The organism is Burkholderia sp. Ax-1719 (assembly GCF_011753055.1).
GTDB lineage: Bacteria > Pseudomonadota > Gammaproteobacteria > Burkholderiales > Burkholderiaceae > Paraburkholderia.
The window spans coordinates 118,096-130,724 of the sequence record NZ_VWWJ01000011.1 but is presented as its reverse complement, the minus strand read 5'-3'; the positions used below and the strand labels follow the sequence as shown (position 1 = coordinate 130,724).

Annotated in this window: 9 protein-coding genes; 5 read left to right on the top strand and 4 right to left on the bottom strand. The window is 66.4% G+C overall.

Annotated features, from left to right (window positions below; all coding sequences use genetic code 11):
- Positions 1–3: 3 nt before the first annotated feature.
- On the bottom strand, positions 4–2,241 hold the full coding sequence (hemDX, locus tag F3J17_RS20230) for a fused uroporphyrinogen-III synthase HemD/membrane protein HemX (RefSeq protein WP_167062602.1): 2,238 nt from the start codon (positions 2,239–2,241) through the stop codon (positions 4–6).
- On the bottom strand, positions 2,238–3,302 hold the full coding sequence (gene hemC / locus F3J17_RS20225) for a hydroxymethylbilane synthase (RefSeq protein ID WP_167062599.1): 1,065 nt from the start codon (positions 3,300–3,302) through the stop codon (positions 2,238–2,240). The genes hemDX and hemC overlap by 4 nt, the downstream gene beginning before the upstream one ends.
- Before the next feature lie 587 nt (positions 3,303–3,889).
- On the opposite strand from hemC, the gene ppc reads away from it, so the two are divergent.
- Both ppc and F3J17_RS20215 read left to right on the top strand, forming a co-directional pair.
- Positions 3,890–7,042: a phosphoenolpyruvate carboxylase gene (ppc, locus tag F3J17_RS20220; RefSeq protein ID WP_167062596.1), complete on the top strand. Its 3,153-nt coding sequence runs from the start codon at positions 3,890–3,892 to the stop codon at positions 7,040–7,042.
- Positions 7,043–7,174: 132 nt separating this feature from the next.
- On the top strand, positions 7,175–7,381 hold the full coding sequence (locus F3J17_RS20215) for a type II toxin-antitoxin system VapB family antitoxin (protein ID WP_167062593.1): 207 nt from the start codon (positions 7,175–7,177) through the stop codon (positions 7,379–7,381).
- A gap of 10 nt (positions 7,382–7,391) precedes the next feature.
- Here the strand turns inward: F3J17_RS20215 and F3J17_RS20210 are convergent, their stop codons facing one another.
- Positions 7,392–8,156, bottom strand: a complete 765-nt coding sequence (locus F3J17_RS20210) for a class I SAM-dependent methyltransferase (protein WP_167062590.1) — start codon at positions 8,154–8,156, stop codon at positions 7,392–7,394.
- A 121-nt stretch (positions 8,157–8,277) separates the two neighbouring features.
- On the opposite strand from F3J17_RS20210, the gene F3J17_RS20205 reads away from it, so the two are divergent.
- The 3 genes from F3J17_RS20205 to F3J17_RS20195 all read left to right on the top strand — a co-directional run bounded on the left by F3J17_RS20205 (position 8,278) and on the right by F3J17_RS20195 (position 11,814).
- The gene (locus tag F3J17_RS20205) at positions 8,278–9,117 is read left to right on the top strand and encodes a helix-turn-helix transcriptional regulator (RefSeq protein ID WP_167062587.1); all 840 of its coding nucleotides are present in this window, start codon (positions 8,278–8,280) and stop codon (positions 9,115–9,117) included.
- Positions 9,118–9,246: 129 nt separating this feature from the next.
- Entirely contained in the window at positions 9,247–10,653 is a 1,407-nt protein-coding gene (gene argH, locus F3J17_RS20200) for an argininosuccinate lyase (protein WP_167062584.1), read from the top strand.
- A gap of 231 nt (positions 10,654–10,884) precedes the next feature.
- Positions 10,885–11,814 (top strand): bestrophin family ion channel, encoded by a 930-nt coding sequence (locus F3J17_RS20195; RefSeq protein ID WP_167062581.1) that lies wholly within the window; start codon positions 10,885–10,887, stop codon positions 11,812–11,814.
- Positions 11,815–11,910: 96 nt separating this feature from the next.
- On the opposite strand, the gene F3J17_RS20190 is transcribed toward F3J17_RS20195, so the two are convergent.
- Positions 11,911–12,615 carry a lysozyme inhibitor LprI family protein gene (locus F3J17_RS20190; protein WP_167062578.1) on the bottom strand — a complete coding sequence of 235 codons (705 nt, stop codon included), beginning with the start codon at positions 12,613–12,615 and terminating at the stop codon, positions 11,911–11,913.
- Between the last annotated feature and the right edge of the window lie 14 nt (positions 12,616–12,629).

Sequence of the window (12,629 nt, the reverse complement as noted above, 5' to 3'; positions counted from 1 at the left end):
GTCTTACCCCCGGCTCTTGTATTGCTGGACGGCCTTCAGGCTCTCGTCGAGCGTGGGCAGCGCTACGGCAGCCGAGCCCGCATCCACCTGCTTGAGCAGGTCGCGCACATTCTGCGTTTCCTTCGACGCGCTGTCGAAGTAATGCGCGAGCGCGGCGTCGGCGGCGGCGAGATCGGACTTGAGCGTGGGCTCGTTGCGCGAGAGCAGCGAGAGGCGCGCCGACAGCAGGCGCAGCTTCACGTTCTCGCGCACGAAATAGCCTTGATCGGGCGAGGCGAGCATGGCGTCGGCGTTATCGATGCGGCGCACCTGCACGAGGCTGGCGATCTGCTGGCCGATGCCATTCACGAACGTGTCGAGCCAGGCCTTCCAGCGCGGCTCGCCGGTTGCGGCGGCGGTCTTCGTCACATCCGCCGGCGTAGCGGCTTCGGGCCGCGTGTGGGCGACGAGCGCTTCGCCCGCGAGCGGCAGCTTGTCGATCGCGGCGAGCGCCGTGTCGAGCTTGATCGCCATCCCGGCGAGGTCGGTGGACGGCGCGGCTTTGAGCTTGTCAGTGTCCGCCGCGATGGCCTTGCGCACCGCCAGCGCCTGCGGGCTGTCCGAGGCGGCGAGGCGCGTATCGGCGCTTTGCAGCGCGAACAGCGCGAGCTGCGTGTTGCCGGTCAGTTGCAGTTGCTCGCTGGCGCTAGAGAGCATCTGGCCGACTTCGGCGAGCGTCCAGTCGTCGCGGTTTTTAGCGAGATCGGCATATTGCTGCGCGAGCGCCTGCTGCGAGGTCTGCGCGTCAGCGATCTTGCCTTCGAGCTGCGCCATCTGTTTGTCGATCTGCTGGGCGCTGGTCACGGCCTGATCGGCGCGTGCGCGCAGCGCGGCGGTCTGCTGATCGGCGCTCTGCTGGCGCTGCACGAGCGCGGCATCCATGCGCTCAAGCTTGCGGTTGAGCGCATAGCCGCCCGCACCCGCGCCTGCGGCCACCAGCACCACCACGAGCCAGAGGATCGCGGAACCCGCGCCGCTGCGGCGCGCACTGGAACTGGGCGGCGGCGCCGATGCATACGACGATGAAGACGATGCGGGGCGCGCGGTGGACGAAGAAGCGGACGAAGCCGCAGCGGCGCCTGGCGTGATAGCGGACGCGGAAGCGGGCGTTGCGCCTGAATGGGGAACGTGGCTGGAATCGTTCTGGTCAGTCATGCGTGATTGTGCCGGCGGCGAGGCCGGGGTGTTCTGAACCGGTTGAGCCGCGAACTGCGCGGCTGAAGAACCTTCTGGGGAAACCGAGGATGCCGCTGAGGTTGACTGCGCAGACTGGGACGATGCGAGCCCGAGCAGCGTGTCGACGATGCGCTCGTCGCCCGCGCCGGACACCGTAATCCTATCAAAACCCAATGAGCGCGCCGTCTCGGCGATCCGCGGGTGCGGCGCGACCAGATGCGCGTGACGCAGCTCGACGATTTCGCCCGCCGTGAGGTGTTCGCGCGCGAGTTCGTCGAGATTGCGCACGCCTTCGGAGCTGGTGACGAGCCAGGCGTGCGGCGCGCCTTCGAGCAGCGCATGCACCGCCGCCCACGCGCCAATGGGCGGCTCCGGCACGATGCGGCGGTAGGCGGCCACGGCCTCGACTTCGGCGCCTGCTTCGCGCAGGCGGTCGGCGAGCCATTCGCGGCCGCCATCGCCGCGCACGATCAGCACGCGCTTGCCCGCGAAGGCGTTCTCGCCGAGCGTCTTTTCGAGCGCCGCATAAAGCGATTCTGAGTCGAAGCGCGCCGGTTCTTCGTCGGCGGAACCGGCGGGGCTGATCACCCGATGATCGGGCGCGGCCACGCCCTGGCGCGCGAGCGCGGCGACGCTGGCCGGACCGACCACGGCAACCGGCAGCGCATGCGGCCAGATCGACGAGATCTCGCGATAGCAATCGAACGCGCGGTCGACGGCATTGGGCGAAACGAACACCACCAGCGCGTAGCGGTCGAGCGCGCCGAGCGCTTCGCGCAACGGAGCGTCGTCACGCACGGGCGCGATGGCGATGAGCGGGAAATCGAGCGGTTTGAGACCGCGTGCGGCGAGCTGGCTGGCGAGCGTATCCGACTGACCGGCCGGCCGGGTTATGACGACCGAAAACGGTGCGCCGGTATGTCCTTGAACTGGTTCGGACTGCGCAGCATCGGCGGGGCCGCCCCATTCATCGGGCTGGGCCGAGCCGGGTGGGCCGTCGCGGCGCGGCTGCCAGGGGCTCGTCATCGTCCGTCCGTGCCGCTGGATGAGGCGTTCGACGGCGACGCCGAGGGTGCCAGATTCGGCACGCGCTGCTCGTCGGGGCCGGCTTCGGCGAGCGCACGCACGATCTCTAGCGCGCCCTGGGCGATCAGATCGTCGGCGACCTTGCGACCGAGCGCGACGGCTTCCGCCACCGTGGCAGGCGCGGCGGCTTCTTCGGCGGCCAGCACGCGGCTCGCATCCGGCGTGGCGATGCTGCCGCGCAGCGCGAGCTGGCCGTCCTGCCATTGCGCGTAGGCCGCGAGCGGCACCGAGCAGCTGCCACCCAGCGCCCGCGACACCATGCGTTCGGCCTCGACGGCCTTGGCGGTGGCGTCGTCGTGCAGGGGCGCAAGCCATGCGGCGATGTCCGCGCGATCAGCACGGATCTCGATGCCGAGCGCGCCCTGCCCCGCTGCGGGCAAGCTGTCTTCCGGCGCGAGCAGCGCGCGGATGCGCTCGCTTAAGCCCAGACGCTTGAGACCCGCCGCCGCCAGAATGATGGCCGCGTAGTCACCGCGATCGAGCTTGGACAGACGCGTGTCCAGGTTGCCGCGCAGCGGCTTCACATCCAGATGCGGATAACGCGCGCGGATCATCGATTCGCGGCGCAGGCTGGAGGTGCCGACCACCGCGCCCGGCGGCAGTGCAGCAAGCGAGTCGTAGTCATTCGAGACGAAAGCGTCGCGCGGATCTTCGCGCTCCATGATGGCCGTGAGCGCGAAGCCCTCGGGCAGCTCCATCGGCACGTCCTTGAGCGAATGAACGGCGAGATGGGCGCGGCCTTCGGCGAGCGCCTGCTCCAGTTCCTTGACGAACAGACCCTTACCGCCGACTTTCGACAGCGTGCGATCGAGAATTTGATCGCCACGGGTGGTCATTCCGAGGATTTTCACCTCGCAGGATGGATATAATTTGTGCAGCGCAGCTTGAACATGTTCGGCCTGCCACATCGCAAGGCGGCTCTCGCGCGAAGCGATGACCAGCGTGCGCGGTGTGGCCGACGGAGTAGCCGGATCAGGCGCGGATAACGTCTCGGAATTCATGGCAAGCACATCGAATGACGGGTTCGAAAAAAACAGAATCGGATAACAGGCAATGTTAGCACGCGCCCCTTTTTCCGCTTGCCCGCTGGGCGAGCGAAGGCGGCGAAATGCCCCTGCAGGTAGCAATGCAGGTCGCAATTCAAGCGTGTGCGGCGGCAAGGAAGAGACCAGGCTCCACAAGAGCCGCACGTGCGTTCCAATGCACGGACAAAGCGCCCATATGGCATTGCCATGACGCGCGCGTTGCCTCATTCTCTCCCTTTCCGTCTGGTGGCCCGCCATGTGTGCGCACTCGTGCGCTCGGCGACGCTGCCCCGCAAGACCTGCTCCCGATTCACCACTGCGTCTTTTGTTTCACCTCGCGCGTAGCGCTCCTGGTTGCACCCCGAGTCGTACCTGACGCAGCACCCCAGGCAGCACCCCAGGTAGCACCTCGAAGTCGTACTGAGTCGCGGCCCTGGCCGCGGCCATGCAGTTGGCAGTCCCCAAACAATAATCTGTCCACCCCTGTGGGCCTGAGTCGGGACGAAACGCGCCCGAATGAGGCCCGTGCAGGGCAATTGCTGGCTTGTCTTAAGGAAAACATCGTGAAGTCTTCCGGATCGGCGCGCGCAGAGCGCCGCAACAACGCATCGCAGAACGCAACTTCCGCCGCCGAGGCGCAGGCGGAAAAATCCACTGGCACGAAGACCACGAAGACAGCGAAAGCCACGACTCAAACCGATATCGATACGCCGACCACGACGCGCAGCGCGGCTGAATCCGCCAGCGCGCCGAAGGCCGCGAAAGCGTCCAAGGCGGTGAAAGCAGCGAAGGCAGACAAAGCCATGAAGGCAGCGAAGGTGCCGAAAGCGCCCAAAGCGCCCCGCCTCGCGGACAAGCCCGCGAAAGCCGCCCACACCGGCCGCAATGGCCGCGCGCGCGACGACAAGGATCAACCGCTGTTCGAGGACATCCGCTACCTGGGGCGTCTGCTCGGCGAGGTGCTGCGCGAACAGGAAGGCGACGCCGTATTCGACGTGGTGGAAACGATCCGCCAGACGGCCGTGCGCTTTCGCCGCGAAGACGACAACGCCGCCGCGCTCGCACTGGAAAAACAGCTGCGCGCGCTCTCGCCCGAACAGACCGTGAGCGTCGTGCGCGCCTTCAGCTATTTCTCGCATCTTGCGAACATCGCTGAAGACCGCCATCGCAATCGTCGTCGCCGCATTCACGATCTGGCCGGTTCCGCGCCGCAGGCAGGCACCATCGCGCATTCGCTGGAACGTCTCGCACAAGCGGGCGCGGCCGCCACGCCGGTGCTCCAGCAGTTCTTCAACGATGCGCTGATCGTGCCGGTTTTGACCGCGCACCCCACCGAAGTGCAGCGCAAAAGCACGCTCGATTCGCAGCACGATGTCGCGCGTCTGCTGGCCGAGCGCGACCAGCCGCTCACGCATCGCGAACGCGAGCAGAACGAAGCGCTGCTGCGCGCGCGCGTGACCTCGCTATGGCAGACGCGCATGCTGCGCGACGCGCGCCTGACTGTCGGCGATGAAATCGAAAACGCGCTGTCCTACTACCACACCACCTTCCTGAGCGAAATTCCCGCACTCTACGGCGAGATCGAAACGCAGCTGAAGGAACACGGTCTGGCCGCGCGCCTGCCCGCCTTCCTGCAGATGGGCAGCTGGATCGGCGGCGACCGCGACGGCAATCCGAACGTCACGGCCGCCACGCTCGAAGACGCGAGCGAGCGTCAGGCGCAGGTGATCCTGCAACACTACCTCGACGAAACGCACAAGCTGGGCGCCGAGCTGTCGGTCTCGGACCTGCTCGCGGGCGCGAGCGACGAACTCAAGGCGCTGGCCGAAGCCTCGCCCGATCAGTCGCCGCATCGTGTCGATGAACCGTACCGCCGTGCGCTGATCGGCGTGTACACGCGCCTGGCCGCCAGCGCCCGCGTGCGTCTGGGCGAAGGCGTCGTGGCTGTGCGCAGCGCCGGCCGCAACGCCGCGCCGGTGCGCGCCACGCCTTACGCCGATGCCGCCGAATTCTCGCGCGACCTGCGCATCCTGATGGATTCGCTCGCCGAGCATCACGGCGCGTCGCTCGCCACGCCACGACTCGCGCCGCTGCTGCGCGCGGTCGAAGTGTTCGGCTTCCATCTGGCGTCGATCGATCTGCGCCAAAGCTCGGACATCCACGAAGCCGTCATCACCGAACTGCTCGCGCGTGCGGGCGTCGAAGCCGATTACGCCGCGCTCTCCGAAGAAGCCAAGCAAAGCCTGCTGCTCGCGCAACTGGCCGAGCCGCGCACCTTGCGCTCGCCGTATCTCGACTATTCCGATCTGGTGAAGAGCGAGCTGGGCGTGCTGGAAATGGCGCGCGTGACGCGCGACAAATTCGGCGCGCGTGCGGTGCGCAACTACATCATCTCGCACACCGAAACGGTTTCCGACCTGCTGGAAGTGATGCTGTTGCAGAAGGAAACCGGCCTCCTGAGCGGACGTCTGGGTCACGCGGACGATCCCGCGAAGGCCGCGCTGATGGTGATCCCGCTGTTCGAAACGATTCCCGACTTGCGCCACGCCTCGGGCATCATGCGCGACCTGCTGGCGCTGCCGGGCATCGACGGCATCGTCGAGCATTGGGGCAACGAGCAGGAAATCATGCTCGGCTATTCGGACAGCAACAAGGACGGCGGTTTCCTCACTTCGAACTGGGAGCTGTATCGCGCCGAACTCGCGCTGGTGGCGCTCTACAAGCAGCGCGGCATCACGCTGCGCCTGTTCCACGGCCGCGGAGGCACGGTCGGACGCGGAGGCGGCCCGACCTACAACGCGATTCTGTCGCAGCCGCCGGGCACGGTCGAAGGCCAGATCCGCCTGACCGAACAGGGCGAAGTGATCGCCTCGAAGTTCGGCAATCCGGAAATCGGCCGACGCAATCTGGAAACCGTGGTGGCGGCGACGCTCGAAGCCACGCTGCTGCCGATGGGCAAGCAGGCCGGCACGCATGCGCCGGATCAACTCGCCGCATTTGAAGAGACGATGCAAAAGCTCTCGGATGACGCGATGGCCGCGTACCGCTCGCTCGTGTACGAGACGCCCGGCTTCACCGACTACTTCTTCGCTTCGACGCCGATCACCGAAATCGCCGAACTCAACATCGGCAGCCGTCCGGCTTCGCGCAAGCTGCAGGATCCGAAGAACCGCAAGATCGACGATCTGCGCGCGATTCCCTGGGGCTTCTCGTGGGGCCAATGCCGTCTGCTGCTGACGGGCTGGTATGGCTTTGGCAGCGCCGTGTCGGCGTATCTGGACGAAGCGGGCAGCGACGCCGAGCGCACGCGCCGTCTCGCGATGTTCAAGAAAATGTACAAGAGCTGGCCGTTCTTCTCGAACCTGCTCTCGAACATGGACATGACGCTGGCGAAGACCGATCTGGCGGTGGCGTCGCGCTACGCGCAACTCGTCGCGGATAAAAAGCTGCGCAAGCACGTGTTCGAGCGCATCGTCGCCGAGTGGGAACGCACCACGAAGGTGCTCGACGAGATCACCGGTTCGAACGGGCGTCTGGCCGATAACCCGCTGCTCGCGCGCTCGATCAAGAACCGCTTCCCGTATCTCGATCCGCTCAATCACTTGCAGGTCGAGCTGATCAAACGCTACCGCGCTGGCGATCCGAGCCCGCGCGTGCGGCGCGGGATTCATTTGACGATCAACGGGATTGCGGCTGGGTTGCGCAATACGGGTTGAGCGGGTTCTGGGTTAGTGCCTGATTGGTTGAAAAGCCTCGCGGATTGTTGATCTGCGAGGCTTTTTTGTTTTACAGCACGATGGCACGCTGATCCGCTTCCATGAAAACGACGCCCAACAAAGAGGAGCATCGTGCGAACGACCGTCACGCTAGACGACGCGCTTTACGAAACAGCGCTTGCAATGGCAGACCCCGGCATGGACGAAGCCGATCTGTTTCGCGTGGCCATCGAGACCTTCATTCGGGTTCGGACAGCGAGGCGACTCGCCGCGCTGGGCGGGAGCACGCCTGACCTGATCGACATACGGCGTCGGCGAGACGAGGCCGACACGCTGTAAAAAGCTCCCCTCACCCCCGCCGCGTCGCCTCGATCATCAGCGCATCGAGCTTGAACGACCCATCGGCCTTGACGTCGAAATACTGCTTCACCTCATCCGGCGCGCTACCCCACAGCGAGCGGATCGCCGTCACGCGCTCGGCCGGCGTGCGCATACGCGCCACCCACGAATCGAAGTCGATATCAATGCGCCAGCGCTCGCTTACCTTCGCATCGAAACCCGCGCGGTCGAGCATCGCGATCCACTCGTCGGCGCGATAGTCGCGGATGTGCGAGGCGTCGCGCAGCACTTCCACCGCCTGAATCCAGGTGTCGTAAAGCGGATCGTCGATACCCGCGATATCGATGAACTTGATGCGCCCGCCCGGCTTGAGCACGCGATGCACTTCGGCAAGCGCGCGCGGCACGTCGCGCCAGTGGTGCGCGCTCATGCGGCTGATCGCCCAGTTAAAGCGCGCATCGTCGAACGGCAAGGTCTCGGCGGCGCCCTGCTGCGTGCTCACGCTGCTCAAGCCGCGCTCTTTTGCAGCGGCTTCGACGGTCGCGAGCATCTGCGGGGCGATGTCGTAGGCCACCACTTCCTTCACGTGCGGCGCGACGGCAAAGCTCGCGTGGCCCGCGCCGCAACCCATGTCCAGCACCGTCGCATTGCCGCAGGTCGCCGCGAAGGTGGCGGCGAGGTTGTCCAGATCCGCGCCGCTCGCGTGAACCTGGCTCGTGAGATAGGCGGCGGCGGTCGAGCCGAAGGCGTCGGCGACCTGATCGTGATGCTTCATCGCATGCTCCTGTTTGTGGGGAATCTCGGGAATTGGACGGCGTGCCGCTACAATAGAGCCCCATCTGTACCAGTACAAGTTAAGCATTTATTCTGGTATCAACAGCACCTGCCCCAGTCTCATGAGCATCGATACCCCCGCAGCGTCGCCCGCCTCCCCGGAAAGCGGTTCCGCCCGAACCCTCGAAGCCACGCCCGCACGCGCGCTCGGCGAATTTATCCGCGCCCATCGCGAGCGGCTTTCGCCCGAGGAAGTCGGTCTGCCGCCGGGCCCGCGTCGCCGCACGCCCGGCTTGCGCCGCGAGGAAGTCGCGCAGTTGTGCGGCGTCAGCCCCACCTGGTACACGTGGATCGAACAGGGCCGCCCGGTGTCGGCGTCGGCGGAGGCGCTCGCGCGCATTGCCGTGGCGCTGCGCCTGTCGCGCGCCGAACGCGCCTATCTGTTCGAGCTGGCCGCGCAGCGCGATCCGGCCGAGCCCGACGCACCAGGCGCGGGCGCCGCGCCCGAAACGCTGCTGCAGACCGTGCAGCTGGTGGATGCACCCGCCTATGTGCTCGACCGCCAGTGGACCGCGCTCGCCTGGAACGCCCATGCCGCCGATCTGTTCACGGGCTGGCTCGACGGCGATCACGACCGCAATCTGCTGCGCTTCACCTTTACGCAGCCGCTCGGGCGCGAGCTGATCGTCGACTGGGAAACGCGCGCGCGGCGTCTGGCCGCCGAATTTCGCGCCGATTCGATCCGCCATCTGAACGACGCGCCCACCCGCGCGCTGATCGATTCCCTGCTGGCCTCAAGCGACGAATTCGCGCGCTATTGGGGTTCGCAGGACGTGTTCGAGCGCGAGGGCGGCCGGCGCGAATTCAACCATCCGCGCCACGGCCGCATCGCCTACGACCAGATCACGCTCAAGCCCGCGCATCGCGAAGACCTCAAGCTGGTCGTGCTGGTGCGCCTGTAAGCAACGTCGGCCGCGCCGGGCAAGGCTCGCGCCGATGTTAAAATCGCTAACTTTCCCGCTGTGCGCGGCGCTGGAGTTCGCTCCAGAGCGCCCTGCCCGTTCGCTCACGTCTCATCACGCCCCATCACCATGACGTCCCAACTGCACAAAAAAGGCGAAGCCTGGTCGGCTCGCTTCTCCGAGCCCATGTCGGAGCTGGTCAAACGCTATACGTCGTCGGTCTTCTTCGACAAGCGCCTCGCGCTGGTCGATATCGAGGGGTCGCTTGCGCACGCGTCGATGCTGGCCGCGCAGAAGATCATCTCCGCCGACGACCTCGCCGCCATTCAGGGCGGCATGGCGCAAATCAAGGGTGAGATCGAGCGCGGCGAGTTCGAGTGGAAGCTCGACCTCGAAGACGTGCACCTGAACATCGAAGCGCGCCTGACCGCGCTGATCGGCGATGCCGGCAAGCGCCTGCACACGGGCCGCTCGCGCAACGACCAGGTCGCAACCGACATCCGCCTGTGGCTGCGCGGCGAAATCGATCGCATCGGCGGCCTGCTGGGCGATCTGCGCGGCGCGCTGCTCGATCTGGCCGAGCAGCACGCGGGCACCATCATGCCCGGCTTCACCCACCTGCAGGTGGCGCAGCCGGTCACCTTCGGCCATCACCTGCTCGCCTACGTGGAAATGTTCTCGCGCGACGCCGAGCGCATGGTCGACTGCCGCAAGCGCGTGAACCGTCTGCCGCTGGGCGCGGCGGCGCTCGCGGGCACCAGCTATCCGATCGACCGTCACGCCGTGGCGAAGACGCTGGGCTTCGACGGCATCTGCGCGAACTCGCTCGACGCCGTGTCCGACCGCGACTTCGCGATCGAATTCACCGCCGCCGCGGCGCTGGTGATGACGCACGTGTCGCGCTTCTCGGAAGAACTGGTGCTGTGGGTGAGCCCGCGCGTCGGTTTCATCGATATCGCCGATCGCTTCTGCACCGGCTCGTCGATCATGCCGCAGAAGAAGAACCCGGACGTGCCCGAACTCGCGCGCGGCAAAACCGGCCGCGTGAATGGCCATCTGATCGGCCTGCTCACGCTGATGAAGGGCCAGCCGCTCGCGTACAACAAGGACAACCAGGAAGACAAGGAACCGCTGTTCGATACCGTCGATACGGTCGCGGACACGCTGCGCATCTTCGCGGAAATGGTCGCGGGCATCACGGTCAAGGCCGATGCGATGCGCGCCGCCGCGCTGCAAGGCTTCTCGACGGCCACCGATCTGGCCGACTACCTCGTGAAGAAGGGTCTGCCGTTCCGCGACGCACACGAAGCCGTGGCGCACGCCGTGCGTATCTGCGTGGACCGCAATTGCGATCTCGCCGATCTGACGCTCGACGAAATGCGCAGCGAACTGCCGGCCGTCGCGCATCTGCTCGCCGAAGACGTGTTCGAAGTGCTGACGCTGGAAGGCTCAGTCTCGGCGCGTAATCATCCGGGCGGCACCGCGCCGGAGCAGGTTCGCGCGGCGGTGGCTGCGGCGCGTGCGGCGCTGAAGTAAGCCTTCAGCGGCCAATACGCCTGAAACGGGGCGCGCGACGATTCTCTGTCGCGCGCCCCGTTTTTTATCCGCAGATCAGTGTTAGACACATAGCGGGGCGCTGTACCCGCCCCAAATTACGCGAAGTGTGCGCCCGACGCACCGATCCATCCGCGTATGATTTTTTGCAGAAGCGGCCCGCGGCATCGTATCGTTGCAGGGTTGCCCGTCAGACCCGACCTGCACGCACTCATGATCGTCCGCCCTCATCTCGAATGGTTCCGCATGCTGCTGGCGTGGCGCGGTTCCGTCCTGCCGCAACTGTTGCCACGCCTCTTTATCGTGCTGTGCCTGTCGTTCGTGGCCGTGGCCGCGCACGATCACATCCTGCGCGTGACGGTGAATCTCAGCACCGTGCCGTTTTCGCTTATCGGCATCGCGCTGGCCGTCTTTCTGGGCTTTCGCAATAACGCCAGCTACGACCGCTATTGGGAAGGCCGCAAGCTCTGGGGCCAGTTGCTCAACGAAACCCGCTCGCTCACGCGCGAGGCGCTGACGCTGCCGAATGGCGGCGATGCCAGCGACGCCATCGCGCGCGCCCGCGCATTCGTCACCGTATTGAGCGCACTGCCGCACGCCCTGCGCCATCAGTTGCGCCACACCGACCCGCAAGCCGATCTCGCGCGACTGCTGCCGCCCGCTTTGCTCGCGCGCGTGATGGCCTCGCGCTTCCGGCCGATGACCTTGCTGCTCAGCGCTTCCGAGTGGGTGCGCAACGAAACGCGCGAAGGCCGCCTCGACGGTTTCGCGGTGCTGGCCTTCGAGCGCAATCTGAATGGGCTATCGGATGTGATCGGCGGCTGCGAGCGCATCGCCTCAACGCCGCTGCCCTTCGCCTACACGGTGATGATCCACCGCACGGTCTACTTCTTCTGCGCGCTGTTGCCGTTCGGTCTGGTGGACAGCATCGGCTCGCTCACGCCGATCTTCGCGGTGTTCGTCGCTTACGCGTTCATGGCGCACGAAGCCATCGCTTCGCAGATCGAAGACCCGTTCGGCACCGAGGACAACGATCTCGCGCTCAGCGCCATGTCCATCTATATCGAGGCCGCCTTGCACGACCTGCTCGGCGATCCGACCACGCTGCCCACCCATGCGCCCGATGATTTCGTGATCGACTGAGCGCGGCGCGCGCTTGTGCCGCCAGACGGCGCCAAAAGAAACGGGCGTGAATCGCAAGGATTCACGCCCGTTTTCGTATCGATTGATGCAGCGGTTTCAGCGGTTATTCACCGTCTCCGACAGCCGCTTGAGCGTCGCCAGCCGCGCGCCCAGCAGATCGAGCCGCGCATGTTCGTCGATGAGCGGCGTGGTGGCGTCACGATAGGCGCGCCACGCGCTCTGAGCGCGCGCCACCGCGGGCCGCGCGTGCTTCGGCATGCGCGCGTAGAACTGACGGTAGTAACGGTCCAGGTCGTAGCTCACATGCTCGCAGCGCGCATCGGCGCTACAGGCACGCGCACGCACGGGCTTGCCCGTCGCCGTCGCCAGCGATGCGCGCAGCGCGAGCGCGCGGTCGCGCACGGGCTGCAGGCGCATATCCGCCTCGTAAAGCTGATACGAGGAACCGCTGGAGGTGGCGAAGGCCGCGCCCAGCATCGTATCTTCGGCGTCGCGCCAAGCGACCCACTTTTGCTGGCTCGCCTTCCAGCGCTTTTGCTGCGCGGCCGGTTGCTTCGCGATCAACTGCGCGAGCGCGGCGTCGGCGGCGCTGCGCCAGGCCGCGCGCGCTTCATCCATGCACTGGACCTGGCCCGCCGTTGACGAGCGGTCGGCGCGGGACTGACACGCGCGCATGCCCGCATCGATCGGGTCCGCCGCCGAGACTTCGGCGTGCGCCGCCGATGCACCTGCAAGCGCACCCGCCAGCACCCCTGCCGATACAAACGCCCGCACCGCCTTGCGCAGAAGCCGCACCGTCATACCGCGCGCTCCCG